The following is a 26,501-nucleotide window of genomic DNA, read 5'->3' on the forward strand; positions in this document are numbered from 1 at the left end:
GAAAGCGGCCAAGGATCTCCAGTTAGTAGCGCTAGTGAACTGACTCGGGTTACGCTCCTCCCATGACGGAGTGGCGGCCTACGGCGTGCATCCTGTGTGAGTGCAACTGCGGCATCCAGGTGCTGCTCGGGCCGGACGGCCGGTCCTTCGAGAAGATTCGCGGCGACAAGCTGCATCCGGCGTCGGAGGGCTACACCTGCAACAAGGCCCTGCAGCTGGACCGCTACCAGAACGGGCACACCGGCCGGCTGACCTCGCCGCTGCGGCGGCGTGCGGACGGCAGCTTCGAGGAAATCGATTGGGAGACCGCGATTTCCGAGGTGTCGGCCAAGCTGCTGGAGGTCGGGCGCCACTTCGGCGGTGAATCGATCTTCTATTACGGCGGTGGCGGGCAGGGCAATCACCTGGGCGGCGCGTACGCCCCGGCGACCATGGCCGCGTTCGGCATGAAGTATCGGTCCAGCGCGCTGGCGCAGGAGAAGACCGGTGACTTCTGGGTGGGCGCGCGGATGACCGGCTACCCGATGCGCGCCGACGTCGAGCATGCCGAGGTGGCGTTCTTCATCGGCAAGAATCCGTATCAGTCGCACGGGTTTCCGCGGGCGCGCACGGTGCTGAAGGAGATCGCCAAGGATCCGGCGCGGTCGATGATCGTGCTCGACCCGGTGCGCACCGAGACCGCCGAGCTGGCGGACTTCCACCTGCAGCTGCGGCCGGGCACCGACGTGTACCTGCTGACGGCCATGGCCGCGATCCTGGTGCGCGACAACCTGATCGACGAGGAATGGCTGGCCGAGCACACCAGCGGCCTGGACGCGGTGCTGCCGGTGCTGCGAGCGGTGCCGATCGAAAGGTACTGCGCCATCGCCGATGTCGACCTGGACCTGGTGACCGCCGCGACACACCGGCTGGCCCGCGCGAACTCGGTCGCCGCGCTCGAGGACCTCGGTGTGCAGATGAACCGGTATTCGACGGTGGTCAGCTATGTCGAGAAGCTGGTCTGGCTGCTCACCGGCAATGTCGGAAAGCCGGGCACCCAATACGCTTTCACCGGCCTGAGCAATCTCGGCCACGACCGCGGGCATCCGGCGGGCGAGGGCCCCAAGAGCCCGGTGGCCGGCGCGCAGATCGTGAGCGGTCTGGTGCCGTGCAATGTGATCAGCGAGGAGATCCTCACCGACCACCCGGCGCGGTACCGCGCCATGTTCATCGAGAGCGCGAATCCGGCGCACTCCCTGGCGGATTCGGCCCGCATGCGCGAGGCCCTGGCGGCGCTGGAACTGGTGGTGGTCATCGACGTCGCCATGACCGAGACCGCGCGCCTGGCCGACTATGTGCTGCCCGCGCCCACCCAGTTCGAGAAGTACGAGGCCACGTTCTTCAACTTCGATTTCCCGCGCAATATCTTCCACCTGCGCCACCCGGTGCTGCCCGCACCGGCGGGCGTGCTGCCCGAGCCCGAGATCCACGCCCGTCTGGTCGAGGCCGCGGGCGTGCTGAGCGAGGCGGACTACGTGCCCCTGCGTGCCGCGCTCGCGCAGGGGCGGGAGGCGTTCGCCATGGCCTTCCTGGGAATCCTCGGCGATCCGGCGCGGTCGAAACTCGCTCCCGTGCTGCTGTATCGGACGCTGGGGGAGACGCTGCCCGACGGTGCGGCCTCGGCGGCACTGCTGTGGGCGGCGGCCTACAACATGGTGCGCAAGTTCCCGGTCAGCGTCGAACGCGCCGGGTACGGAACGGGTCTGGAGGCGGGCGAGCGGCTGTTCGAGGCGATCCTGGCGGGCGAGCATGGCATCGTGATCTCCGAGGACGATTACGCCGAGACCTGGAATCGGGTGCGCGACAAGGTGATCCGGCTGGAGATTCCGGAGCTGCTGGAGGTGATCGCCACCCTGCCCGTACCGACCGAGGACGACAGCGCGGACTGGCCGTTCATCCTTTCGGCCGGTGAGCGGCGGGCCTTCACGGCCAACACCATCTTCCGCGACCCGGCCTGGCGCAAGCGTGATGCGGCGGGCACCCTGCGCATCAGCACCGGCGATGCCGAGCGGCTCGGGCTGACGGCGGGCGACCTGGTCCAGGTGACTACCCGGCGCGGCACCGCGCAGGTCCCGGTCGAGCCCACCGACCGCATGCGCCCGGGCCACCTGTCGTTGCCCAACGGTTTCGGGCTCTCGGTCGCCGCCCCGGACGGCACCTCGGTCACCACCGGCACCGCCCCGAACGAGCTGACCTCCTTCGACGACCGTGACGAATGGGTCGGCACCCCCTGGCACAAGTACGTCCCCGCCCGCCTGGATACCGTGACCGCATGAAACGAACGAGTTTCGCGAACTGGCCGTGCACCGTCGCCCGCACCGTCGACCTGCTGGGCGACTGGTGGACGCCGCTCATCCTCCGCGAAGCTTTCTACGGCGCCAAGCGTTTCGACGATTTCGAATCGACCCTCGGCCTCAGCCGCAATATCCTCACCCAGCGTTTGAACCGATTGGTGGACGCGGGACTGTTGACCAAGGTTCCGTATCAGGAGCGGCCGGTTCGCCACGAATACCGGCTGACCGATCAGGGGCGCGACTTCTTTCCCGTCATCGCGGCCATGATGGCCTGGGGGGATCGGTACCTCGCTCCGGAATCCGGGCAACCGGTGGTTCTGCATCACACGGCGTGTGACCACGATACGCACGCCGAGGTGGTGTGCTCGCATTGCCGGGAGCCGTTGCGGCACGAGGATATTTCCGCTCGGCTGGGGCCGGGGTTTCCGGATCGGCTTCGGAATGCGGCGCTAGCGACCGGTCGTTTTGGTGATGGCGATTGAAAAGCCTTGTATCAGAATAGAATTCGGTACTAATGGATAGTGGTGGCGCGGTATGATTAGTGCATCGTCTGCTGTGGATGGGTCCGGGCCGTTGGTTCGTCGTGGGTGGATTCCGAACCAATTGTCGGCGGGGGCGGGGTGGGCTTTAGGCTGCAGGGACTATGGCCCTGAACGCGACTCTCTACAACGTGAATGTGCAGTTGGCTGATGTGGATCGGGGGGTCTACGAGGAGTTGGAGTTGCGGGTTGCGCGGCATCCTTCCGAGACCGGGGAGTACATGTTGACTCGGATCCTGGCCTATTGCTTGGAGTATGAAGAGGGGATCGCGTTCAGTGATGGTGGGGTCTCTTCCACCGATGAGCCGCCGGTTCTCATCCGCGACCTCACCGGCCGCCTCACCACCTGGATCGACGTGGGCGCCCCGGATGCCGACCGCATCCACCGCGCCAGCAAACTGGCCGACCGTGTAGCCATCTACACCCACCGGGACCCCGCAAAAGTCCTCGCCCAACTCGCCGGCAAACGCATCCACCAGGCCGACCAGATCCCCCTCTACGCCTTCGACCGATCCTTCGTCGACGCCGCCACCGCCCTCCTCGACCGCCGCAACACCCTCACGCTCTCGGTCACGGACCGCCACCTCTACCTGGACCTGAACGGCACCTCGCTCTCGACCCCCATCGAAGAACACTCCCTCGCCTAGCCCCGCCAACGGGTCGAGCGACCAGTATTCCACCCCGGGTTTCATGCGACCCGAGCACGCCACCTCGGGCAAACTGGCGACCACGATGTGTCGAACCCGTCCCCGCCCAGCGATCGCAGCCCTGGCCGTCATGGCCCTGGCCGCGGCCGGCTGCGCTCAGAAGCACTCCGAGCCTCCGGTGGAACAGCCCACGTACATCGGTCCGGCCAATCAGCTCATCACCGTCACCGCCGATTCCCCCACCGCCACCACGGCCACCCTCACCGCCTGGGATCGTGATGGCACACAATGGGTTCGAGCGATCGGCCCCCTGCACGCCGACGTGGGCGCGCAGGGCATCGGGCCCACCAGCGAATCGGCCACCCGTTCCCCGGCCGGAATCTGGACGCTGACAGAGGCTTTCGGCATCTCTGCCAACAACGGCACCAGGCTCCCGTATCGCCGGGTGACACCATCGGATTGGTGGGTCTCCGATACCGGATCGCCGCTCTACAACACCCACTACACCTGCGCCCCCGGCACCTGCCCGTTCGATGAGTCCGCGGGCGAGGACCTGGGCACGGCCGGTCCCGCCTACGATCACGCCGTCGTCATCGACTACAACCGCTCCCCGGTCGTCGCCGGCGCGGGTTCCGCGTACTTCCTCCATGTCGGAGACGGCACCCCGACCGCGGGCTGCGTAGCCCTTCCAGGCGCGGATCTGGACCGCGTGATGCGCTGGCTGGACCCCGCCCAGGGCCCGGTCATCGACATCGAGGTTCGGGATCGCCCGGCGAACGCCTGAATCGGCGAAACCTCTGTGCAGGTTCTCACAATGTCGCAAATGCGCCCGAACCAGCTTTGACGTGCGCAAATGCAGAAGCATGGCGGTGCCATTCGGTATTTCCCCAGCCTGACCGGCAGCAATCCGAGTGATGTGCATCAGCTATCAGCTCGCATACCTGGGATGGCCGGATGTTTCGTTCAACTAAGGTTCGGGTATTCCACCTAGTCGAACGCGATCACCGCAGTTCGGTGATGGTCCGCTGGACGTGTTCGCGGCGTCCTTCGGACGAAAGGATATGGATGATGGGCGCGAGCCTGATGATCGTGGGGGACGACTACCGGGTCCGCAGCGCCCTGCGGACGGCGATGGAAGGGGAGGGCTACGAGGTCGCCGAGGCAGGCGCGACCGAGGTGGCCCTGGAACGGCTGCGCAATAACGGCGCGCCGGATGTGATGATCGTGGACCTGCTGGTGGGCGGGATGGATGCCTTCACCTGTATTCGCGAGGTGCGGCGCGCCCACGAGGTACCGATCATGGTGGTCAGCGCCAGCGCGGACACCCACGATGTGGTCGCGGCCCTCGAGGCGGGGGCCGATGACTTCGTGACCAAGCCGTTCGAGCTCAAGGAGATCAGCGCGCGCATGCGGGCGCTGCGGCGGCGGCCACACCTGGGCGGGCTGCCGGAGGATCCGGCGGCCGAGCCGCCGGTGGAGATCGTCCTGGACTCCGATGATGATGCGCCGCTGGTGCTTTCGCCGGACGGCGGCGTGGTGCGCCGGGGTGAGGAGCAGATCCCGTTGACCATCACCGAGTTTCGCCTGCTGTGTGAACTCGCGGCGAATCCCGGCCGGGTGCTCAGCCGCACCCTGCTGCTCGAACGAGCTTGGGACGAAGGCTTCTTCGGCGACGAGCGGCTGGTCGACGTCCATGTCCGCCGGCTGCGCACGAAGATCGAGACGGACCCGTCGGAGCCGCGCATCGTGGTGACCGTGCGTGGCCTCGGATATCGCCTCGATATGCCGCGATAGGCGTATTCGCGAGTGTGCGAGGACGCGGAGTCATGGGATCGTCATGAGATCGCAATGAATTCGCATGGAAGACCTCAAAACTTCACCGTCAGGCTGAAGTGGTCATGCAGATCCAAATCAGCAAATTTGACGCGATATCCCAGCAAACCATCCAGATCCGGGAGCCCGTGCTCGCCGACGGCGCACCAATGTGGCGCATTGCGGAGGACTCCCGGGTCCTCGACACCAACTCCAGCTATGCCTATCTGCTGTGGTGCCGCGATTTCGCGGATACCTCGATCGTCGCTGAAATAGACGGCGAGATAGCCGGATTCGTCATCGGCTACACCAGACCCGCATGGCCGCATATCCTTTTCGTCTGGCAGGTGGCGGTCGATCAGCCCCATCGTGGGCACGGCCTGGGCGTCGACATGCTCGACGCGCTGCTGGAAAGTGCCGCGGCGCGCGGAGTCACCCAGCTCGAGACCACCATTGCCCCCGACAATCCGGCCTCGGTAGCCATGTTCGCTTCGCTGGCCCGCCGTCGTGGCGCGGCCCTGACCCGCACCACATTGTTCACGGCGGATCAGTTTCCCGGCGGGCACCAGCCCGAGGACCTCTACCGCATCGCACCGGTCACCACCCAGGAGGAATGGCGATGACTAGCCCCGATATGACGGTTTTCGCGGATCTCGAGTCGAATGTGCGCGGCTACTGCCGTTCCTGGCCGACGGTCTTCGACACCGCGTCCGGCGCCTGGCTCCGCGACGAGTCCGGCCGGGAGTACCTGGATTTCTTCGCCGGGGCGGGCGCTCTCAACTACGGCCACAACAACCCCGTGCTGAAGCAGTCGCTGCTCGAGTACATCGCGGGCGACGGCCTCACCCACGGGCTCGACATGTCCACCGTCGCCAAGCGAGATCTGCTGCAGTCGCTGCGCGACCGCATCCTGCAGCCACGCGGCCTGGACTACAAGGTGCAGTTCCCCGGACCCACCGGCGCGAACGCGGTGGAGGCCGCGCTCAAACTGGCCCGCAAGGTGACCGGACGCACCGAGATCCTCAATTTCACCAACGCTTTTCACGGTATGACGCTGGGCGCCCTGTCGGTCACCGGCAATGCCGCCAAGCGGGCAGGTGCGGGTGTGCCGCTGCAGCACGCCACCTCGATGCCCTTCGACGGGTATCTGTCCGGCGCGGACGATGATTCGTTCGAATGGATGGAGCGCGTCCTCGACGATGCCTCCTCCGGCCTGGACAGCCCGGCCGCCGTGATCGTCGAAACCGTCCAGGGCGAGGGCGGAGTCAACCTCGCGAGCGTGCGGTGGCTGCGCAAGCTGGCCGGATTGTGTTCCGCCCGTGAGATTCTGCTGATCGTCGACGACGTGCAGATGGGCTGCGGCCGCACCGGACCGTTCTTCTCCTTCGAAATGGCCGGTATCACACCGGATATCGTCACGCTGTCCAAGTCGATCGGCGGCTACGGCCTGCCGATGGCGCTGGTGCTGTTCAAGCCGGAACTGGACCTGTGGAAGCCGGGCGAGCACAACGGCACCTTCCGCGGCAACAACCCGGCCTTCGTCACCGCGCGTGCGGCGCTGGAGCATTACTGGGCCGACGACGCCCTGGAGGCTGCCACCCGGGCCAAGGGGGAACGCATCGACCGTGCCCTGACGGGCATGTCCGCGGCCTTCGACGGTGTCGGCGCGCGCGGGCGTGGTCTGGTGCACGGCCTGGTCTTCGACGACGCCTCGCAGGCGGAGAAGGTCTGTGCGGCCGCCTTCCAGCGCGGGCTGCTGGTGGAGACCTCCGGTCCCGAGGACGAGGTGGTGAAACTGCTTCCGCCGCTGACCATTACCGACTACGAGCTCGATCACGGCCTGGAGCTGCTGGCCGCCTCACTGGATGCCGTCAGCGGCGGGCGGGGGCGCTGACATGATCGTGCGCACCACCGCCGAGATCACCGGCACCGACCGGGATGTCGCGGGCCCGGGCTGGCGCAGCAAGCGCATCGTGCTCGGCGGCGACCGGGTCGGGTTCTCGTTCCACGAGACCACCATCGACGCCGAGACCGTCCACGAATTCCATTACCGGCACCACATCGAGGCCGTCTGGCTGGTCGAGGGCGAGGGCACCCTGGTCGATCTCGACCACGGCACCACCTACGAGCTGGGCCCCGGCTCGATGTACCTGCTGAACGGCCACGAACGGCACCGTCTCTTCGCCCGCACCCGGATGCGCATGCTCTGCGTGTTCAATCCGCCGGTGACCGGGCAGGAGGTGCACGACGAGCACGGTGTGTACCCGCTCGTCGCCGTCGACTAGGAGTTTCGAATGACTGTGTCCGACAACGGAAGAATCGACCGCTATCGCACCCGCACGGTGGTCGGCACCCCGCCGATCGAGCGTGACGACCCGACGGTGTGGGGTGAGATCGGCAGCCATGCCCTCGCCGATTTCGACGACAACGGCTACGCCGTGGTCGACAGCCTGCTCGATCCGTACGAGATCGGTGAGGTGGCGGCCGAAATCCAGCGGCTGACCGGCGATCCCGACCTCGTGCTGGACGAGCGCGTGATCATCGAGCGCGAGTCGCACCGGGTGCGCTCCCTGTTCGAGGTGCACCGGCTCAGCGCCATGATCGCGGATCTGGTGCGCGAGGAGCGGATTGCCGGTCTGGCGCGCGAGATTCTCGGCTCCGAGGTCTATCTGCATCAGACCCGGGTGAACTACATGCCCGGGTTCACCGGCACTGGCTTCTACTGGCACTCCGACTTCGAGACCTGGCACGCCGAGGACGGCATGCCGACGCCGCGAGCGGTGAGCCTGTCGATCGCGCTGTCCGACAACCACCCGTTCAACGGCAGCCTCATGATCATGCCGGGCTCGCATCGCACCTTCGTCCCCTGTCAGGGTGAGACGCCGGCCGACCATCACCGGGTTTCCCTGCGCGGTCAGGAGATCGGCGTCCCGTCGCAGGCGGCCATCACGGATCTGGCCGGGAAGCACGGCATTACGCAGTTCACCGGGCGGGCGGGTTCGGCGTTGCTGTTCGACTCGAACCTCATGCACGGGTCGGCGGGCAATATCACGCCGTTCCCGCGCTCGAATCTGTTCCTGGTGTTCAACAGCGTCGAGAACACGCTGCTCGATCCCTATGCCGCGCCGCATCCGCGGCCGGAGTACCTCGCGAGCCGGGACTTCACGCCGCTGGTGTGATCCGGGGGGGTGCAGAGGGTTTCGGCTCTTATGCCGATGTCGTTCCATGTGGGTGCAATCACATATTTCTCGGATGTGCTGTCTGAACTGGTGATATGCAGGATATGGCCACACTCGATGGAACGACAATGGTTCATTGTGATTGTGGAATGTTGCATCGTACCTCTAAGGTTTGACGTGGGTCGAACATCGGGCACGCGCCGGTCGACCGGCGCGTGCCCGGTCGATTCGGCTGCGTCCGAGGGATTTCCGCGCTCGTCGAATCCCGTGACCACTGAGGAACCTTTGCTGCTGGACAAGATTCGCTGGACCGTAGTCGTTCCCCTGCTCGCGGTGGTGATGCTCGCCGCGGTGTGGGGCCGGGAATTGTCGCTGCTGGCCGACATCCCGGTATTCGCTCTCCTGCTGGCGGCGGTACTGGCCGCGGTGCATCATGCAGAGGTCGTCGCGCATCGCGTCGGCGAGCCGTTCGGCGCGCTGGTGCTGGCCATCGCGGTGACCGTCATCGAGGTCGGACTCATTCTGACGCTGATGGTTTCGGCCGGGGACAAGGCCGCGCCGCTGGCCCGCGACACCGTGTTCGCAGCGGTCATGATCACCTGCAATGGCATCTTCGGAATGGCGTTGCTGGTGGGGGCGTTGCGGCGGCGGGTCGCGGTCTTCAATGCGGAGGGCACGGGTGCGGCGCTGGCCACGGTCGCAACCCTGGCCACGTTGAGCCTGGTGCTGCCGACGTTCACGACCAGCGAACCCGGGCCGCACTTCTCGCCCGCCCAGCTGGCCTTCGCGGCCGTCGCCTCACTGGTGCTCTACGGCTGCTTCATCGCCATGCAGACCGTGCGGCACAAGGAGGATTTCCTCCCGGTGGAGCCCGGCACCGACGACGAGGGCGAACACGCGGAGCGGCCGACCGCGCGCCGCGCGTGGATCAGCGGCGGACTGCTGATCGCCGCTCTGGTCGGGGTGGTCGGTCTGGCGAAGGCGGTGTCCCCGGCCATCGAATCCGGTGTCGACGCAGCGGGTCTGCCGCGTTCGGCGGTCGGCGTGGTGATCGCAATGCTGGTCCTGCTGCCCGAGGCGCTGGCCGCCGTGCGTGCCGCGCGGGGCGGGCGGGTGCAGGTCGGTCTGAACCTGGCGCTGGGCTCGGCCATGGCCAGCATCGGCCTCACGATTCCGGCCATCGCGGTCGCCTCGATCTGGCTGGACACCCCGCTGTTGCTCGGCCTGGGCGCGACCGAAATGGTGCTGCTGGCAATAACAGTGGTCGTCGGCATGCTCACCGTGGTGCCCGGCCGCGCTACCCTGCTGCAGGGCACGGTGCACCTCTCGCTCTTCGCGGCGTTCGGTTTCCTCGCCGTCGCGCCGTAGGAACGCCTACTCCGCAGTCCCCTCGCCGACCTTGCGCCGGAACCGCCGGCTCCGGCGCTCCTCGCCGTCCGCTGCCTGCTCACCCTCGGGCGCTCGCCGCCGCACGGCCCGCCGCTCCCGCTCCACGGCCTCCTCCAGCAACTGCAACATGGGCACCTCGGCAAGCGCGTCCTTCGTTGCGGCATGATCGACATCGCTGCGCGTGATCAGCCCGGCGGCGATCAACCCCTCCACCGGATTCACCCCGTAGGCCCGCGCCAGTTCGATCACCGTGTCCGCCACCGGCGGATCCGACTCCTCCAAATGCCGCTTGATCCTGGGCCCATTGCTGTCCAGCTTCTCCGCGATGGCCCGGGTACTGGCCCCCCGGGTCACCGCCCGCTTCCAAGCATCGAACGCTTGCCTCATCGCATCACCCTCGGCTCGATCGGCCCGCACGCCAAACGCCGAGCCTATCGAACTCGGTCGATTATGTTCAATCACGCAACACTAGCGTTTCACCCAGGGCCGTCACCGCCGACTGTCGGATAGTCCCGTCGGGGGAGCGGCGGGTGGCACCGTGGGGTGACGCGGGTCGGTGTTCGGGGTTTCTACGTTCGGCGGTGTGAAGAGAACAATTCGCGTTGGGGCGGCGTTGGGGCTCGCAGTGGTGGTGTCGGCTGTGCTCGTCGGCTGCCGGTCGGATTCGAGCTCGGGCATCGAGTGGGCCGGGTGTCAGGGAGTGGGGGTCGATTCGCGGCAGGAGTGCGCGACGGTGTCGGTGCCGCTCGACTACGAGCATCCGGAGGGGGAGCGGGTTTCCCTTGCGGTGTCGCGGATTCGGAGTGCGCATCCGGAGCATCGGCGCGGGGTGTTGCTGCTCGTGCCGGGCGGGCCGGGTGGCAGTGGGCTGAATCTGCCATCCACCGCAGGCCAGACGCTACCGGAGTCGGTGCGGGACGAGTACGACCTGATCGGGTTCGATCCACGCGGGATCGGAGCGAGCACGGCGGCGAATTGCCGTATCGCGCAGCAGGATCTGGCACCGGAGCGGCTGCGGCCGTGGCCGGACGCGGACGGGGGGATCGCGGAGAATGTGGTGATCGAGCGGCGGGTGGCCGAGGCGTGCGTGCGGGATGGGGGTGCGCTGGTGCGGTCGATCGGGACCCGGACCGCGGCGCGGGACATCGACCGGATCCGGGAAGCGCTGGGGGAACAGCGGATCGCGGGGTGGGGAACGTCCTATGGGACTTACGTGCTGTCGGTGTACGCCACGCTGTTCGGGGAGCACACGGATCGGATCCTGCTGGACAGCAACGATGATCCGGATCCCGAACGGGTCGAGCGAACCTGGCTGGGGAATTCCGCTGTGGGGGCGGAGGATCGGTTTCCGGACTTCGCGCGATGGGCGGCGGCCGAGGGGAATCCGGATCGGGTGGCGGCGACGCCCGAGGCGGTGCGGGACCAGTTCCTCACGCTGGCGGCGCGATTGGATCGCGCACCGTTGCCCTGGCCGGGTGCCGAGACCTCGGCATTGAGCGGCAACGGATTACGGCAGATCCTGCTCGACGGACTAGCCAAGGATCAGCGGTTTCCCTATGTCGCCCAGGTGATCAATGCCGCGCTGCGCTCGGACGCCCTGCCTGCCGCGCGGCTCTCCGCGCCGGAGCCCGCGGCCCAGGCGTCGACCGCGGTCATGGTGGCCACCCTGTGCAATGACGTGGCCTGGCCGACGTCGGCGGACGACTATGCGACCGCCGTAGCCGCGGATCGAGCCCGATACCCGCTCACCGCGGGCATGCCGCGCGGCCTCTCCCCGTGCGCGTTCTGGCCATATGCGGTCGCGCCGCGCACGGTCGTAACCGCGTCCGGACCCTCGAATGTGCTGCTGCTGCAGAATCTCCGGGATCCGCAGACCCCGTACAGCGGCGCGTTGCACTTGCGGCAGGCATTCGGTGACCGCGCCCGGATGGTGGCGGTCGACAGCGGCGGGCACGGCGTGTATCCCTCGCCGGTCGCCTGCGCGAACGATGCCGTCGAGCGTTTCCTGCGCGACGGCACGCGTCCGGATCATGACCTCACCTGCCGATGAGGTCGCGTCGAATCAGCTGGCGGCAGGGACGGTTCGGTGCCCGACGGCCGTATAGCGCTGCCCGCTGATCGGCTCGATGCCCGTGTTCTCGGCATGCGCCGTCATCAGATGCTCGGAGGCCTGGATGGCGGTGCGGGAATCGCCGATGGCCACGATCAGGAAGTACGCGGAGGTGGCGTCGAGGCGGTGGCGCGGCTCCGAGTAGAACTTGCCGGTGTCGGCCACGGCCGCGGTCAGGAACGGATCGAAGTGCTCGAGGGTCACCGCGCGCTGGAAGCCGATCACCGCGGTGGGTGCGGTCCACACCTGCCAGCTCGGCGAACCCGGTCCGAAGAAGCCGTAGTCATCGCGGCGGAGAGTGGTCGGATCGAAGGTCACTGGGGCTCCTCTGCAGGCCACCTGGCCGTCAGCGAACCGGACGCCTATCCCCGCGAGTGTATCGAGGGCTTCGTCCAGGCCATCGTCCACCTGCTGATCGGCACCCCCTGACCCTGCCTTGGGTAACCGGCGGCGCAACATCGACGCGATCCATACGGCGACTCGCCGTTGTGCGTGTGCGGAACTCGGGCGGGCGGGCCTACTATGCCCGCATGACGGTCGGCACTGACCTGCCCAAACCCGATGCCCTCTTCGATCTCGACGTCTGGCTACATCGTTGGCCGGCCAGTGTGTACGCCACCGAATTGCATTACGGCGTACTGGTTTTCACCGGCTGCGACCAGTTCGATGAGCGTGACGTGGAGATCGCTCGGCGGACATATCCGGGACGGCGCATCCTCATCGACGACACCGGCAAGCTCCAGGTGCATCCGGCGGGGGAGGGCCCGCCGATCTCGATCTTCGATCCCGCTCACCCGTTGCGGTCGGTGCTGTAGCCGACCACTCCCGGCAGCGTTCCGGTCGTCGCGCCGACCGGAGTCGCTGAGGGCTGCCACGTGGCCCTCGGTAGTCCGGAACGTGACCCTTGCCACAGTCGGTACTGGCGCGTACCGTGCTGGTGGTACGCAGATGTACCAGGCTGGGAGATGGCGCATGACCACAGTGACACTGCCCGACGGACCAACCACGCCGGCCTTCGTGCAGGGCATCGAGATCCTGGCCGGGCGCACCCGGGCCTGGCGTCGCCTGCACCAGCGGTACGGATCGGCGTTCATGGTCGCGATGCCCCGCTTCGGGCACACACTCGTGCTGTCGGAACCGGCCGAGGTCAAGGCGCTGTTCACCACGCACACCGATCTGGTGGACAACATCGACGCCAACCTCGGCCAATTCCTCGGCCCCGGTTCGCTTTTCGCGCTGCGCGGGGAGGAGCACCGCAAGGAGCGCAAGCTGCTCACCCCGCCGTTCCACGGGCGGCGGCTGGCGGTCTACGAATCGCTCATCGAGGAGGAGGCCGTTCGCGAGATGGCCGGCTGGCCGTCGGGGCGCGAGTTCGCGACCATGGACTCGATGATGCGGATCACCCTGAACGTGATCCTGCGCGCGGTCTTCGGCGCGGAAGGCGCGGAATTCGACCAGCTGCGGGCGCTGCTCCCGAAACTGGTGCTGGTCGGGTCGGCGCTGGCGGCACTTCCGGTGCCGCGCAGGCTGTTCGGGCGCTTCGGGCCGTGGGCGCGGTTCGCCGCCTACCGCGCGCTGTACGACGAGATCGTCGGACGGCTCATCCGGCGCGCGGCCGCCGATCCGGAGCTCAGCGAGCGTGACGACGTGCTGGCCATGCTGCTGCAGGCCCGCTACGACGACGGTTCGGCCATGACGCACAGCGAGATCGCCGACGAACTGCTCACCCTGCTCACCGCCGGGCACGAGACCACCGCCACCTCGCTGGCCTGGACCGTCGAGCGGCTGCGGCGGCATCCGGACATCCTGCGGCGCCTGGTCGAGGAGAACGACGCGGGCGGGTCCGCGCTGCGCGAGGCGACACTGCTGGAGACCCAGCGGGTACGGCCGGTCATCGACGCCACCATGCGCAAGGTGCGGACCGACTCGTTGCGACTGGGCCGGTGGACGCTGGCGCGCGGGCAGCACGTGATGGTGAGTATCCGGCTCATGCACGACAGTCCGGAATTGTTCACCAACCCACGGGATTTCGATCCGGATCGGTTCGTCGGCGCCCGGCCGGGGACCTTCAGCTGGATTCCGTTCGGCGGTGGCGCGCGCCGGTGCATCGGGGCGGCCTTCGCGACCATGGAGATGAATGTGGTGCTGCGGGTGCTGCTGCGGGACTTCACACTCGAGACCACCGACGCGCCCGACGAGCGCGCGCACTTCCGCGGGGTCGCACTGGTTCCGGCGAAGAAGGGGCGGGCCGTCGTGTATCGGCGGGCACCGCGGCCGCCGGCGGTCGAGGCCGCCGAAACCAGTGTGGAGCGCGGCGCCGAGGTGACCGCATGAGCGAGCGGGTGGCCGAGGTCGGGCGGGGGATCACCCTCACCTACGAGCGGGAGGGGTCGGGCGTGCCGCTGCTGCTGATCGCCGGGCTCGGGCAGCAGAAACACGAATGGCACGACGGGCTGATCGCACAGCTGGTGGTGCGCGGATACGACGTGGTGCGGTTCGACAATCGCGATGTGGGGACCTCCACGCACGCCGGGTTCCGGCCGCCGGGCGGGCTGGCGATGGCCCGTAAGCGCTGGGACCCACAGCAATACGATCTCGGGGACATGGCCCTCGACACCGTCGGGCTGCTCGACACCCTCGGCTGGCGGTCCGCGCACGTGGTCGGCATGTCGATGGGCGGGATGATCGCGCAGACCGTCGCGGCCCGCTATCCGGCTCGGGTGTCCTCGCTGACGTCGATCTTCTCGACCACCGGTGCGGCGCGGGTGGGGCGGCCCGCGCTGTCCACCTGGGCACGCATGTTCCGCAAGCCCGCCGGGACCCGCGAGGAGCACCTGGACCGCGCGGTCGGCATGTACCGGCACATCGGCTCGGCGGGATATCCGTTCGACGAGGCCAGGATTCGCGCGACCGCGGGGACCACCTGGGACCGCGATCCGCGTCCGGCGGCGGGTGTGGGACGCCAGCTCGCCGGAATCATGAAGTCGGGCGACCGGACCGCCGAGGTGCGGACGATCACCGCGCCCACTCTCGTTCTGCACGGCGACCGCGACCGCATGGTGAACCCGACCGGCGGCAAGGTCACCGCCGCGGCGATCCGCGGCGCACGCCTGCACACCCTCCCCGGCATGGGTCACGATCTGCCCGCCGCACTCTGGCCGACCTTCGCCGACCTCATCGACTCGCACGTCCGCACCGCCGAAACCAGGAGTTCCGATGCCCCGAACCTCTAGGCCCCTGTCCGGCCACCCGGTCATGATCACCGGCGCGGCCTCCGGAATCGGGCGGGGACTGGCCCAATTGCTGTCTCACCGTGGGTCGCCGGTGGCCATCGCGGATATCGACGCCGACGGGTTGAAGCAGACGGCGGCCTCTCTCAGCGGACCGGTGCTGACCCGCGTGCTGGATGTGCGCGACGCGGCCGATCAGCTGGCCTTCGCCGACGAGGTGCGCGAGTGGCTGCCCGCGCCCCTGGCGGCGGTGTTCAACAATGCCGGGGTGGCGGTGTCCTCCTCGGTGCTCGACAGTGTGCCCGCGGACGACGAATGGTTGCGGCAGATCAACTTCGACGGGGTGGTGAACGGGACGCGGGCGTTCCTGCCGATCCTGGTCGAGCAGGGCAGCGGCGCCATCGTCAACACCTCCAGCGTGTACGGGCTGGCGGGGATGCCGTATCAGAGTGCTTACTGCGCAGCGAAATTCGCGGTGCGCGGGTTCACCGACGCACTGCGGCAGGAACTTCGGGGCACGGGCGTCTCGGCGGTGACCGTGCATCCCGGCGGCATCCGGACCAATATCGCCCGCAACGGCCGGGTGCGCAAGGATCCCGAGGGCAGGGGCCGCACCCACGAGCAGATGGCCGCGGAATTCGAGGCCATGACCATGACCACGCCGGAGCGGGCGGCCGAAATCATCTGCCGCGGAGTCGAACGCGGCAAGGCGCGCGTTCTCGTCGGGCCCGACGCCTACCTGTTCGACACGCTGGCGCGGGTGACCCCGACGCACTACTTCGACGTGCTGTCGGTCGTGATGGGCCTGGTGCGCGCCCGGGCCGCGAAGGGAGCGAAGCAATGACCGAACACGTGGACGTGCTGATCGTCGGCGCCGGGCTGTCGGGCATCGGGGCGGCACATCATCTCCAGGACGCGTTCCCGGGACGCAGCTACGCCATTTTCGAGGCGCGCGCGGCCATCGGCGGGACCTGGGATCTGTTCCGGTATCCCGGGGTGCGGTCGGACTCGGATATGCACACCCTGGGGTATCGGTTCCGGCCGTGGGTGGCGGCGGAGGCCATCGCGGACGGGCCCGCCATTCTCGGCTACATTCGCCAGACGGCCGCCGACGCGGGGATCGATCGGCGAATTCGCTACGAGCACCGGGTGATCGGGGCCTCGTGGTCGTCGGAGGAGGCGCGCTGGACCGTCGGGTTCGAGCACGACGGGATGACCTCGACCATCACCTGCGACTTCCTCTACCTGTGCAGCGGCTACTACCGCTACGACGAGGGCTACACCCCCGAGTTCGCCGGCATCGGCGACTTCCGCGGGCAGATCGTGCACCCGCAGCACTGGCCCGCCGAACTCGATTACGCCGGAAAGCGTGTCGTGGTGATCGGCAGCGGCGCGACCGCGGTCACGCTGGTGCCGGCCATGGCCGAGAACGCGGGGCACGTGACCATGCTGCAGCGGTCACCGACCTACATCATGTCCGCGCCCAGCGTGGACGCCATCGCCACCAAGCTGCGCGGGTGGTTCGGGACGCGGCGGGCCTACGCCATCACCCGGTGGAAGAACGTCGCCGTCGGCACGCTGATCTATCAGCTCAGCCAGCGGCGGCCGCAGATGATGCGCAAGTTCTTCCGGGACCTGACCATCAAGCAGCTGCCCGAGGGCTACGACGTCGACACGCATTTCAACCCGGCCTACAACCCATGGGATCAGCGGCTGTGCCTGGTCCCGGACGGGGACCTGTTCCGGGCCATCCGGGACGGGCGGGCCTCGGTGGTGACCGATCGGATCGAGCGGTTCACCGCGGACGGGGTGAAGCTGGAATCCGGCGCGGAACTGTCCGCCGACATCGTGGTGACCGCCACCGGGCTGGATCTGCTGGCCCTCGGCGGTATCGGGCTCACCGTGGACGGGCGCGAGATCCAGCCGCCGGACACCATGGCCTACAAGGGCATGATGCTCAGCGGCGTGCCCAACTTCGCCTTCACCATCGGGTACACCAATGCGTCCTGGACGCTCAAGGCCGACCTGGTCGCGGAATTCGTGTGCCGGTTGTTGCGGCACATGGACATTCACGGATACTCCCAGGCCACGCCCTGGCCGGACCCGGCGGTGACCACCGCGCCGCTGATGGACTTCCAGGCCGGCTACGTGCTGCGGTCCATGGACCGCTTCCCCAAGGCCGGATCGCGCGCGCCGTGGCGGCTGGGCATGAACTACGCCCAGGATGTGATCACCCTGCGGCACGGGCGAATCGAGGACGGCACCATCCGCTTCGGCCGCCGCCCGGCTCATACCGCCGCCGCGGCCGAACACGGTCCCGAACAGGTCACCGCCTGACCGGGATGTGAGGTGGCACCGCCGCCTGACCGGGCGCGAGTGGTGCCGCCGAGAACACACCGACATGCCGCGATGCTCACCGAGATCGGAGAAACTAGGCTGATGCTCGTGACCCGCGTCGACACCGCCGACACCACAACCAGCGCCGAACCCGCCATCGACTCCGGGTTCCGGCGGCGGCTGCTGGATGCCATGGCCGACGCGGTTCGCGAGCGCGGGTATCGGGACACCACCGTCGCCGATGTGGTCCGGCTTGCGCGGACCTCGCGGCGGACCTTCTATGAGCACTTCGTCGACAAGCAGGACTGCTTCGTCGCCATGCTCACCGAACGCAACAACGACACCGTCCAGCAGATCTACGCGGCCGTGGACCCGACCGCGCCCTGGGACACCCAGATCCATCAGGCGATCGAGGCGTGGATCGGGGCCTCCCGTGACGACACCTGCATCACCCTGGCCTGGATCCGCGACACCCCGGCGCTGGGGGAGCGGGCGCGGCAACTGCACCGGGACGCCGCGGAATCGTTCATCACGCTCATCCAGGACCTCACCGCCACATCGGAATTCCAGGCGGCCGGACTGCATCCGCCGACCCGGCAGATGGCGACCATCCTCTACGGCGGGTTCCGGGAGCTCATCGCCTCCACCGTGGAGGACGGGCGCGACATCACCGAAATCATCGATGTGGCAGTCGAAACCGCGCTCGCGCTGGTCGGGCCGCGGTATCAGGGATAGCTGTCGGTCTCCCTTGGGGCGGGCCCGTCAGTCGCCCTTGGGGCGGGCACGGAAGTGGGCGCGCTCGCCCTGTTTGCCGAAGAGACTGAGGAATTCGACGGGCTCGTCGTCGGCCGCGCCGAACCAGTGCGGTTCCCGGGTGTCGAATTCGGCGGCCTCGCCCGGGTGCAGGATCAGGTCGTGCGCGCCGAGGATCATCCGGAGCCGGCCGTTGAGGACGTAGAGCCACTCGTAGCCCTCGTGGGTCTGCGGATTGGGTTCGGTGCGACCGGATTTCGGGCCCAGCACGATCTTGAAGGCCTGAATGCCGCCGACGCGGCGGGTCAGCGGCAGCATCTGCATGCCGCCCCGGTTGATCGGGCGCATGTGCACGCGCGGGTCGCCGGTGAGCGGGGCGTTCACCAGTTCGTCGAGGGTGACATTGTGGGCGCGGGCCAGCGGGAGCAGCTGCTCCAGGGTGGGGCGGCGCGCGCCGGACTCCAGGCGGGACAGCGTGCTCACCGAGATGCCGGTCTCGGCGGACAGCTCCGCCAGCGTGGTCTCGCGCTGTTTGCGCAGCTCACGCAGCCGTAACCCCACCCCTTCCAGGGCTCTGTCGATATCCTCGGTCATGACTTCAGTTTGCCATATCGGCAAATGAGGTTGCCAGGATCGCGACGTGATCCGCATGGTCGTAGGCAGGAGGTGGTCATCAATGACCGATCAGCTGAACAGCAGCTATGACGTGGTGGTGGTCGGCGGCGGCGCGGCCGGATTGAACGGAGCGCTCATGCTCGCCCGAGCCCGGCGCTCGGTGGTCGTGATCGACGCGGGCAGCCCGCGCAACGCGCCCGCGGACAGGGTGCATGGATTGTTCGCCCGCGAAGGCGTGCCGCCCGCAGAACTGCTGGTGCGGGGCCGGGAAGAGGTGCGCGGTTATGGCGGACACGTGGTTCCGGGCGAAGTGACCGAAATCGTCAGGGACGGTGAGGTATTCGTCGCCACCCTCGCCGACGGGCGGTCCGTCCGCGCCCGCCGGCTCCTGGTGACCTCCGGCCTGGTCGACGAACTCCCCGATATCCCGGGCCTGCGCGAGCGCTGGGGCCGCGATGTCATCCACTGCCCGTACTGCCACGGCTGGGAGGTCCGGGACCGCCCGATCGGCGTCCTCGGCCTGGGCCCCATGGGAATTCACCTCGCCCTCCTCTTCCGCCAGTGGACCGACGACGTCGTCTACTTCGCCCACACCAACACCCCTCCCACCGAGGAGGAGTCGGAACAGCTGGCGGCCAGAGGAATTCGCGTCGTCACCGGCGAGGTCACCGCCGTAGAGATCGCCGCCGACCAAATCTCCGGCGTCCGCCTCGCCGACGACACCATCATCCCCCGCGAGATCCTGGCCGCCCCCACCCGCATGGTCGCCCGCACCGCCTTCCTGGCAGCTCTAGGCCTGACCCCCACCTCCCACCCCAGCGGCGCAGGCGAATACATCCCCGCCGACCCCACCGGCCGCACCGAAACCCCCGGCGTCTGGGCCGCAGGCAACGTCACCGACATCTCGGCCCAGGTGGGCAACTCCGCCGCCGCCGGCGCCATGGCCGGCGCCCACATCAACGCCGACCTGGTAACCGAAGAAACCCGTCTGGCAGTGGAAGCTCACCGCGCCCTGGCCACCGCCTGACCAGCCGGCCGGACCGGCCCACGCCGGTCCGGCCTACTGAGCGTGGGGAATCGGCCCGTTCATCCCGCGAACAATCTGCATGGACAGTGCAATTTGTTAGGGTGATGGCGAACCGACGGCTGTCGCCCACAGGAGGGTAGAGATGGCGGACCTGACCCCGCGCGTCGCGGCCTGGCAGCGATCGGGCACCTTCGAACAGGTCGGACGCCATCGGATCTTCGTCCGTGAACGAGAAGGTTCCCCGGACCTGCCGCCGCTGGTGCTCCTGCACGGCTACCCATCCAGCTCCTACGACTGGCGGGGCGCCTTCGACTCGATCGAGGGTCACCGCCTGCTCACCTTCGACTTCCTCGGTTTCGGGCTGTCCGACAAGCCGCGAGATACGCAGTACTCGTTGCGAATTCAAGCCGATATCGCCGAGGAACTCGCGCAGCGGTACGTGGGTGAACCCATCGTCATGGTGTCCCACGACATGGGCAGCTCGGTCGCCACCGAACTCCTCGCCCGCGACATCGATGGAGCATTGTCGTTCACGCTGAAATCGGCCCTGCTGTTCAATGCGAGCCTGGTCCGCGAACAGGCCAGCCTGCTGCTCGGACAGAAACTTCTGCTGAGCCGGCTCGGCCCGCTCGTCACCCGAGCGACGAGCGAATTCTCCTTCCGTCGCTCGTTCGGCAGTATCTTCTCCGCGGCGCATCCCCTCACCGCTGAGGAGGCAGCCGACCAATGGTCGTTGCTGTCCCACAACGACGGTCATCGCATGCTCGACAAGCTCATCTACTACAACCACGAACGCGTCACGCCCCCGACTTCCACGCGCTGGCACAACGCATTACGCACCTGGCCGGGCGCGCTGGAACTCGGCTGGGCGGGCCTGGATCCCATCTGCACCGAGGCCGTACTGCAAGCAGTTCTGAACCTCAGGCCGAACACGCCGGTAACTAGACTGCCGGGTCTGGGTCACTACCCCCAAATAGAAGACCCCAAGCCCGTATACGAACTCATCCAGCGACACGCGTCGCAAAGCTGAGCGAGCCTCCCAGAGCAGTCGGCGGGAACCCACTTCAGCGTGATGCGCTCGGCCGCAACAAATTACGGGTGAATGCGTGAACGAGCCGTTCGAGCCGTATCTGGGCTCAACCGTTCTGATTACACACAGTGCCTTTGGAATTGGCAAGAAGCTGACCGGCGGTCGAAGGCGCGAGATATGACCGGTTCTCCAGTGTTCGGCATCACGGCGCGCGGGGTGGAGTCCGTTTGACTGTCCGGACAGGGCGATCAGCGGCTGAACGAGATATTTGCAGGCTACTAACGGGTCTGGACGGTCTGCAAGGTCTAACGTTGATCGCTATGTCGAGCAAGGACATTGTGGTGACGGTGGGTGAGGATGATTGGCTCACGTTGCGCGATGCGGCGGAGTGCGCGGGGATGAGCGTCGAAGCCTACGTGTCATGGGGAGTGCGGGTGTTGGCGTTGCAGGCCCGGCCCGGCGGGGTGAAGCAGGGCGGGCGCACGGGCAATCTGCGTGCGAGGAGACGCGCCACGGGGACTGCGGAGGAATCGGAGTCCGCTGCGTGGACCGAAACCTTCACGCAGCGCTTATCGCACCGCGTCGATCGCCAGCAGTACTGAGCTGCGCCTGACTGTGCTACGCCTGCCGCGCCCTCGTGTTCGGAAGTGGTGGTCTGGTCAGCACTTGCTCTTGTAGAAGTACTGCTCGCTGGTGGACATGGTGTCAGCGGTGATGGCGATCATGTCGGTTTGGATCTTGCGGGTGACGGGCTGGCCCTGGAGGGCGGCGTCGGCTTGGTCTACGCCCTGTTTGCCTATGTCGGAGGGGTTTTGGGCGATGAGCGCTTGGACCGTGCCGTCTTTCAGGTCTTGGACCTGCTTGGGGCTGGCGTCGAAGCCTACGACTTTGACCTGGCCGAGTTTGCCGGCGTTGCGGAGGCCGGTGGCGGCGCCTTCGGCGGAGCTGAGGTTGGTGGCGAAGATTCCGGCCAGGTCGGGGTGGGCGGCGAGGGTGGCGGTGACGATGGAGGCGGCCTGCGCGGCCTCGTTGTTGTTGTATTGGACGCCCAGTGACGACATGCCCGGGTGGTTCTGTTTCAGTTCGTCCTCGAAGCCCTGGGCGCGCTGGTCGGTGGTGGAGGTGCCGGCCTTGGTGTTGATCACCAGCACGGATCCCTTGTCGCCCACCAGTTTCGCGAGGGTGACCGCGGCCAGTTGCCCGCCCTTCACATTGTCGGAGGAGATGGAGGACAGGGCGATGGAGGTGTCGTCGAGCGCGGTGTCCACCTCGATGACCTTGATGCCCGCGTCCCTGGCCTGCTTGATCGGGCTGGCCATGGCCTGGGCGTGGGTGGGCGCGATGAGGATCGCGCCGGGTTTGTTGGCGATGACGCCGGTGACGATCGGCGTCTGCAGCGAGGCGTCGAATTGGGTGGGGGCCTGGGTGTCCAGGGAGTACCCGAGTTTCTTCGCCTCGTCCTGGGCGCCGCACTGCATCGAGATGTAGAAGGGCTCGTTCGCGACGCCGGGGATGAGCACCAGCTTCTTCGCGTCGGCCTTGCCCGAATTGCTCACCGAGCCACCGCATCCCGCCAGTAGCCCGGCCACCGCCACCACTACGCCGACCATTACGGCCGCCCGTCCACCGGTCCTCATCATCAGGCCCTCACCTTCGAACTGCGTTGTGTTTATTTCCGGTCCCGGGACCGCCTGCGGATCTGGTCGAACCACACGGCCGCCACGAGCACGACGCTCACCGCGATGGGCTGCCAGAACACCGGCACCCCCGCGATGACGAAGCCCTTGCGCAAAACCGACGGGATGAACACCCCGATCACGGTGCCCAGCACCGACCCCACCCCGCCGAACAGACTGGTCCCGCCGATCACCACCCCCGCGATGGCATCGAGATTGTCGGTCCCGTGGCCCGCGATCGTGGTGGTCCCGAAATATGCCAAATTCATGAAACCGGCAAGGCCCGAAAGCATTCCGGCCATGAGATACACCAGGATCAGATGCCGCGTGACCCCGATCCCGGCCCGCCGCGCAGCCTCCGCACTGGAGCCGATCGCAAAGGTGTACCGCCCGAACCGAGTGGTGTGCAGCAGCCAGGCGCCGACCACCGTCACCGCGACCGCCACCAGCACCAGATCCGGAATACCGCCCAGCATGGTGCCGAAACCCAGTGAGTCACGCAGCTTCCCGGGAACCGTGCGGGTATCGACCCCGCCGGTGATCAACTGCGCCGCCCCCAGCGCCGCCCCGAACGACCCGAGCGTCACGATCAACGGCGGAATCTTGGCCTTGGCCACCAGGATTCCGTTCACCAGCCCCCAGAGCGCCCCGCCCGCCAGCGATATCAGCAGCCCGAGCAGAATGGTGCCCCAGCCCGCGTGCGTCGCATCCTCGCCGGGGCTGAGCCACTCCATGGTCTTGGCCGCGAGCACTCCGGAGAAGATCAGCACCATCCCCACCGACAGATCGATGCCCGCCGTGACGATCACGAATGTCATCCCGATCGACAGCACCAACAGCACCGACGTCTCGATCAGCAAGGTCTGCAGGGTGAATCGCGTCGGAAAGGCGTCCGGCCGCACGATGCTGAACGCGGTGTACAGCACGACCAGCACGCAGCCGATCCAGAACGTGCCGGTCCCGGCCAGCCGCCTCATGACTGGTCCTCCGTGGTCAGCGCGCCGGTCATGGCTCCCACCAACTGCTCCAGCGTGGCGTCGGCGGCGGTGAAGCGGGCGACCCGCTGCCCCAGCCGCAGCACCTCGATACGATCGGCGACGGCCAGCACCTCGGGCATATTGTGGCTGATCAGCACCACCCCGATACCTTGATCGCGCACGCGGCGAATGACATCCAGCACTCGCTCTCGCTGCACCACGCCCAGCGCCGCGGTCGGCTCGTCCATGAAGACGACCCGGCTGGCCCACATCACCGCCCGTGCCACCGCGACCGTCTGCCGCTGCCCGCCCGACAGCGACCCGATCGGCACATCCGCACTGGGCAGCACGACACCGAGTCGTTGAAAGTGCTCGGCCGCTTGCGTTCTCATGGCCTTGCGATCGAGCATCCCGAGCCGCCCGGGCAGCCCCTTGCGGAGCAGCTCGCGCCCGAGGAAAAGATTGGCGGCGGGATCGAGGTCGGGGGCCACGGCCAGATCCTGGTAGACCGTCTCCACCCCGAGCCGTCGCGCCGCGGTCGGCGACGCCATCCGAACCGGCTTGCCGTCCAGCAGGATCCGCCCGCCGTCGGGCTGTTCGGCCCCCGAAAGGCATTTCACCAGTGTGGACTTCCCGGCGCCATTGTCGCCGATCAGTGCCACCACTTCGCCCGCACCGACCTGAAAACCGGCCCCGCGCAGAGCCTCCACACCGCCGTACCGCTTCTGAAGCCCTTCGGCTTCCAATACCACGGCTGGCATCGGCGATCACCCCGGCGACATCGACTGAGCGGACGTCCGTCCGCTCATTTAAGACTCGAACCTTACCCGAGGCGCTCAGGAAACCGCTGGCAGTTGGCCATTTTGAGCGCTGGAGGTTTGCGCGCTCTCGATCTCAGTCCGCAGTTCGTCCGCAGCGGTAAGCGCACCCGCGTTCATCGCCGCCGCCACAGTGTCGAGATCATCGGGAAACAGATGGCCGTAGAGGTCCAGCGTCAAGGTCGCCGTCTTGTGCCCGAGCATCCGCTGGACCACCTTGACGTTCGCGCCGGCGCTGATCGCGAGAGACGCTGCCGTGTGGCGTAATCCGTGCGGCACCACCCCTGCGATCCCGACCGAGACTGCCGCGTTGTCGAAGACCCACTGGAATTCACCGAGCGACAGCCAGTCACCCTCACGCCCAGGGAACACCCGGGCATCCGGCGTCAATCCATCGAGCACGCTCCGGAGTTCGTTGCCGAGAAATTCCGGGATCGGCACCGACCGCGCCGCGTGATTCTTGGTGTCGGTCTCCACGATGCCCTCGTATGCGACATGAGTTGCCGAGTGGGACACGGTGATTCGCTGTCCATCGATGTCCACCGCCGAGGCACGCAACGCGATGGCGTCTCCGAACCGAATACCGGTATAGGCCAGCGTGAACACCAACGGGCGGAATCGGCCGGCCGCAACACCTGCGCGTGCGTCAGGTACCGCTTCTCCGCTGGAGACACCCTAGGCAGGTCGACCTCTTCAGCCGGGTTGGTCGCCAAACGCTTGGACTTGATCGCGAACCGCAATACCTGGTCGAGCGCCTGATATGCCTGGATAACTCGCGACGGCGACAGGCCACGCCCTTCGAACCGGTAGCTGCCCGACTCCAGCAGGCGCACCACCCACTCCTGAATGTCCTCGAATTCGATGTCCCGCAACGGAATCGACCCCCACCGCGGAAGCACGAGCGTATCGAGCAACGATCGATAGCCCGCCTTGGTCTTCGGCTTACGCAGCGCCTTCGTGGCGAACCACTTCTCGGACACCACCGAGAACAGCACCCCGCTCCGATCCGGGTCCACCCATGTCCCCGTCACGACCTTGGTCGTCACGTCGCCGTCGAGGAACCTCTGAGCCGCAATCTTGGTATCGAAGGCACGTGCCCGCTCGATCCCGTTCGGGTCGACGTAGCGAGCCCGCCACCGCTTGCCCTTGCCGTACTGCTTGGACTTCAACCGCGTGCTCTTCACCGCACCCGTCACCGGGTCGGCTTCGGCGATCGTCTTGTACCAGCGATCTGCGACTCCCCTCATATCGTGGAGGCGTACGTCTCGCGGGATGTTCGTGTCCTGGTGATGCAGGCTCGCTCGGACAGTGCATTTCAAGGTGGGCGTCTCGGTCGCGCGGGCGCAGGCGGAAGCACGTCGGAGTCTGCTGCGGACTCGGAGTCGGCGGCGTGGACGGAGACGTTCAAAGAGCGTCTGTCACAACGGTTCTACCGGTGCGACGAGATCTGAGTTGTTGCTGCCCCGCAGCTGTACGCGGGGTTGGCGGTGCAGGCGGCGGAGACGGTGGCGGCGGTGGCCAGGCAGGTGGGGTGGTCGGAGAGTTCGAGGAGTCTGTCGACGCATTGTGATCCGGTGACCAGGCACAGAATTCTGTGGCGTTGGCGGGCTTGGTTGTCGGCGTCGAGGACGGCGCGCAGTCCCGAGATGCTGAAGATTGTGACTCTCGACAGGTCGAGGACGACCAGCCAGTTGCTGGTGCCAATGGCGTAGCTGAGGTGGTCGCGCAGGGTGGCGATGGTGTTGTGGTCGATTTCCCCGGTGGCGGTGAGGACCGTCATCGAGGGTGCGGGCGTGGTGTGGGTGATACCCAAGTGCGTGCCCAACCAGCTGGGTCGGCGTGCGGCGATCGATTTCGGCATGAGGATCAGATCCTTGTCCGATTGCGTGTGTGTCCGCAAAAGCGGTCCACCACACCACTTGACGTCTGTACCGTGAGGTGCCTGAAGATCTTCGGACAGTGCCCCCAAAGTAGAATTTGGGGAACTGAACGGAGTTGTTTGTGGCACAGAAGAAGTCGCCGAAGTCGC

At 67.2% G+C, this 26,501-nt stretch carries 27 protein-coding genes and 2 pseudogenes; 20 read left to right on the plus strand and 9 right to left on the minus strand.

Annotation, left to right across the window (positions count from 1 at the left end):
• The first annotated feature begins 62 nt into the window (after positions 1-62).
• The 10 genes from AB0L60_RS37325 to AB0L60_RS37370 all read left to right on the plus strand — a co-directional run bounded on the left by AB0L60_RS37325 (position 63) and on the right by AB0L60_RS37370 (position 9,878).
• Positions 63-2,315: a molybdopterin-dependent oxidoreductase gene (locus AB0L60_RS37325; protein ID WP_364624255.1), complete on the plus strand. Its 2,253-nt coding sequence runs from the start codon at positions 63-65 to the stop codon at positions 2,313-2,315.
• Positions 2,312-2,815, plus strand: a complete 504-nt coding sequence (locus AB0L60_RS37330) for a helix-turn-helix domain-containing protein (protein WP_364624257.1) — start codon at positions 2,312-2,314, stop codon at positions 2,813-2,815. Before AB0L60_RS37325 ends, AB0L60_RS37330 begins: the two co-directional genes overlap by 4 nt.
• 161 nt (positions 2,816-2,976) lie before the next feature.
• Complete coding sequence (locus AB0L60_RS37335; protein ID WP_364624259.1) at positions 2,977-3,519, plus strand: YaeQ family protein; 543 nt, start codon at positions 2,977-2,979, stop codon at positions 3,517-3,519.
• Between the two features lie 43 nt (positions 3,520-3,562).
• The gene (locus tag AB0L60_RS37340; RefSeq protein WP_364624261.1) at positions 3,563-4,303 is read left to right on the plus strand and encodes a L,D-transpeptidase family protein; all 741 of its coding nucleotides are present in this window, start codon (positions 3,563-3,565) and stop codon (positions 4,301-4,303) included.
• 284 nt (positions 4,304-4,587) lie between these two features.
• Complete coding sequence (locus tag AB0L60_RS37345; protein WP_364624263.1) at positions 4,588-5,313, plus strand: response regulator transcription factor; 726 nt, start codon at positions 4,588-4,590, stop codon at positions 5,311-5,313.
• Between the two features lie 104 nt (positions 5,314-5,417).
• Positions 5,418-5,954, plus strand: coding sequence for a diaminobutyrate acetyltransferase (gene ectA, locus AB0L60_RS37350; protein WP_354844736.1), 537 nt, complete (start codon positions 5,418-5,420; stop codon positions 5,952-5,954).
• Complete coding sequence (ectB, locus tag AB0L60_RS37355) at positions 5,951-7,225, plus strand: diaminobutyrate--2-oxoglutarate transaminase (RefSeq protein ID WP_364624266.1); 1,275 nt, start codon at positions 5,951-5,953, stop codon at positions 7,223-7,225. The genes ectA and ectB overlap by 4 nt, the downstream gene beginning before the upstream one ends.
• 1 nt (position 7,226) lies before the next feature.
• Complete coding sequence (locus AB0L60_RS37360) at positions 7,227-7,616, plus strand: ectoine synthase (RefSeq protein WP_364624268.1); 390 nt, start codon at positions 7,227-7,229, stop codon at positions 7,614-7,616.
• 9 nt (positions 7,617-7,625) lie between these two features.
• The gene (gene thpD / locus AB0L60_RS37365) at positions 7,626-8,510 is read left to right on the plus strand and encodes an ectoine hydroxylase (protein ID WP_364624270.1); all 885 of its coding nucleotides are present in this window, start codon (positions 7,626-7,628) and stop codon (positions 8,508-8,510) included.
• 288 nt (positions 8,511-8,798) lie between these two features.
• Positions 8,799-9,878: an ionic transporter y4hA gene (locus AB0L60_RS37370; protein WP_364624310.1), complete on the plus strand. Its 1,080-nt coding sequence runs from the start codon at positions 8,799-8,801 to the stop codon at positions 9,876-9,878.
• 6 nt (positions 9,879-9,884) lie between these two features.
• Here AB0L60_RS37370 and AB0L60_RS37375 read toward each other — a convergent pair whose 3' ends face one another.
• A complete protein-coding gene (locus tag AB0L60_RS37375; RefSeq protein ID WP_354844725.1) occupies positions 9,885-10,286 on the minus strand; it encodes a hypothetical protein in 402 nt (133 codons plus the stop codon).
• A 313-nt stretch (positions 10,287-10,599) separates the two neighbouring features.
• On the opposite strand from AB0L60_RS37375, the gene AB0L60_RS37380 reads away from it, so the two are divergent.
• Positions 10,600-11,949, plus strand: coding sequence for an alpha/beta hydrolase (locus tag AB0L60_RS37380; RefSeq protein ID WP_364624272.1), 1,350 nt, complete (start codon positions 10,600-10,602; stop codon positions 11,947-11,949).
• 45 nt (positions 11,950-11,994) lie between these two features.
• Here the strand turns inward: AB0L60_RS37380 and AB0L60_RS37385 are convergent.
• Positions 11,995-12,327 (minus strand): annotated as a pseudogene (locus tag AB0L60_RS37385) (oxygenase MpaB family protein); the annotation flags it as partial.
• A 212-nt stretch (positions 12,328-12,539) separates the two neighbouring features.
• Here AB0L60_RS37385 and AB0L60_RS37390 point away from each other — a divergent pair.
• The 6 genes from AB0L60_RS37390 (at position 12,540) to AB0L60_RS37415 (ending at position 18,311) form a co-directional block, all read left to right on the plus strand.
• Entirely contained in the window at positions 12,540-12,824 is a 285-nt protein-coding gene (locus AB0L60_RS37390) for a hypothetical protein (RefSeq protein ID WP_364624274.1), read from the plus strand.
• Positions 12,825-12,981: 157 nt separating this feature from the next.
• A complete protein-coding gene (locus AB0L60_RS37395; RefSeq protein ID WP_364624276.1) occupies positions 12,982-14,343 on the plus strand; it encodes a cytochrome P450 in 1,362 nt (453 codons plus the stop codon).
• Positions 14,340-15,242 carry an alpha/beta hydrolase gene (locus AB0L60_RS37400; RefSeq protein ID WP_364624278.1) on the plus strand — a complete coding sequence of 301 codons (903 nt, stop codon included), beginning with the start codon at positions 14,340-14,342 and terminating at the stop codon, positions 15,240-15,242. The genes AB0L60_RS37395 and AB0L60_RS37400 overlap by 4 nt, the downstream gene beginning before the upstream one ends.
• Positions 15,226-16,083 (plus strand): SDR family NAD(P)-dependent oxidoreductase, encoded by an 858-nt coding sequence (locus AB0L60_RS37405; protein WP_364624280.1) that lies wholly within the window; start codon positions 15,226-15,228, stop codon positions 16,081-16,083. Before AB0L60_RS37400 ends, AB0L60_RS37405 begins: the two co-directional genes overlap by 17 nt.
• Positions 16,080-17,576 (plus strand): NAD(P)/FAD-dependent oxidoreductase, encoded by a 1,497-nt coding sequence (locus tag AB0L60_RS37410; protein WP_364624282.1) that lies wholly within the window; start codon positions 16,080-16,082, stop codon positions 17,574-17,576. Before AB0L60_RS37405 ends, AB0L60_RS37410 begins: the two co-directional genes overlap by 4 nt.
• 108 nt (positions 17,577-17,684) lie before the next feature.
• Positions 17,685-18,311, plus strand: a complete 627-nt coding sequence (locus tag AB0L60_RS37415) for a TetR/AcrR family transcriptional regulator (RefSeq protein ID WP_364624284.1) — start codon at positions 17,685-17,687, stop codon at positions 18,309-18,311.
• Positions 18,312-18,338: 27 nt separating this feature from the next.
• Here AB0L60_RS37415 and AB0L60_RS37420 read toward each other — a convergent pair whose 3' ends face one another.
• Complete coding sequence (locus AB0L60_RS37420; protein WP_354844698.1) at positions 18,339-18,923, minus strand: XRE family transcriptional regulator; 585 nt, start codon at positions 18,921-18,923, stop codon at positions 18,339-18,341.
• Positions 18,924-19,005: 82 nt separating this feature from the next.
• On the opposite strand from AB0L60_RS37420, the gene AB0L60_RS37425 reads away from it, so the two are divergent.
• The 3 genes from AB0L60_RS37425 (at position 19,006) to AB0L60_RS37435 (ending at position 21,603) form a co-directional block, all read left to right on the plus strand.
• The gene (locus AB0L60_RS37425) at positions 19,006-19,971 is read left to right on the plus strand and encodes an NAD(P)/FAD-dependent oxidoreductase (protein ID WP_364624286.1); all 966 of its coding nucleotides are present in this window, start codon (positions 19,006-19,008) and stop codon (positions 19,969-19,971) included.
• Between the two features lie 142 nt (positions 19,972-20,113).
• The gene (locus AB0L60_RS37430; protein ID WP_364624288.1) at positions 20,114-21,001 is read left to right on the plus strand and encodes an alpha/beta hydrolase; all 888 of its coding nucleotides are present in this window, start codon (positions 20,114-20,116) and stop codon (positions 20,999-21,001) included.
• Positions 21,002-21,321: 320 nt separating this feature from the next.
• The gene (locus AB0L60_RS37435; protein WP_364624290.1) at positions 21,322-21,603 is read left to right on the plus strand and encodes a hypothetical protein; all 282 of its coding nucleotides are present in this window, start codon (positions 21,322-21,324) and stop codon (positions 21,601-21,603) included.
• Between the two features lie 57 nt (positions 21,604-21,660).
• Here AB0L60_RS37435 and AB0L60_RS37440 read toward each other — a convergent pair whose 3' ends face one another.
• The 6 genes and pseudogenes from AB0L60_RS37440 to AB0L60_RS37465 all read right to left on the minus strand — a co-directional run bounded on the left by AB0L60_RS37440 (position 21,661) and on the right by AB0L60_RS37465 (position 26,333).
• On the minus strand, positions 21,661-22,641 hold the full coding sequence (locus AB0L60_RS37440; protein WP_364624292.1) for an ABC transporter substrate-binding protein: 981 nt from the start codon (positions 22,639-22,641) through the stop codon (positions 21,661-21,663).
• A gap of 29 nt (positions 22,642-22,670) precedes the next feature.
• Positions 22,671-23,654, minus strand: coding sequence for an ABC transporter permease (locus AB0L60_RS37445; RefSeq protein ID WP_364624294.1), 984 nt, complete (start codon positions 23,652-23,654; stop codon positions 22,671-22,673).
• Positions 23,651-24,415: an ATP-binding cassette domain-containing protein gene (locus AB0L60_RS37450; protein WP_364624296.1), complete on the minus strand. Its 765-nt coding sequence runs from the start codon at positions 24,413-24,415 to the stop codon at positions 23,651-23,653. Before AB0L60_RS37450 ends, AB0L60_RS37445 begins: the two co-directional genes overlap by 4 nt.
• Positions 24,416-24,490: 75 nt before the next feature.
• The gene (locus tag AB0L60_RS37455) at positions 24,491-25,078 is read right to left on the minus strand and encodes a site-specific integrase (protein WP_364624298.1); all 588 of its coding nucleotides are present in this window, start codon (positions 25,076-25,078) and stop codon (positions 24,491-24,493) included.
• Between the two features lie 278 nt (positions 25,079-25,356).
• A pseudogene (locus AB0L60_RS37460) lies at positions 25,357-25,719 on the minus strand (site-specific integrase); the annotation flags it as partial.
• A gap of 182 nt (positions 25,720-25,901) precedes the next feature.
• Positions 25,902-26,333, minus strand: a complete 432-nt coding sequence (locus AB0L60_RS37465) for an STAS domain-containing protein (protein WP_364624300.1) — start codon at positions 26,331-26,333, stop codon at positions 25,902-25,904.
• Positions 26,334-26,501: the final 168 nt, after the last annotated feature.

The sequence above is a fragment of the Nocardia sp. NPDC051981 genome (assembly GCF_040680715.1).
In the GTDB taxonomy this organism is placed as follows: Bacteria; Actinomycetota; Actinomycetes; order Mycobacteriales; family Mycobacteriaceae; genus Nocardia.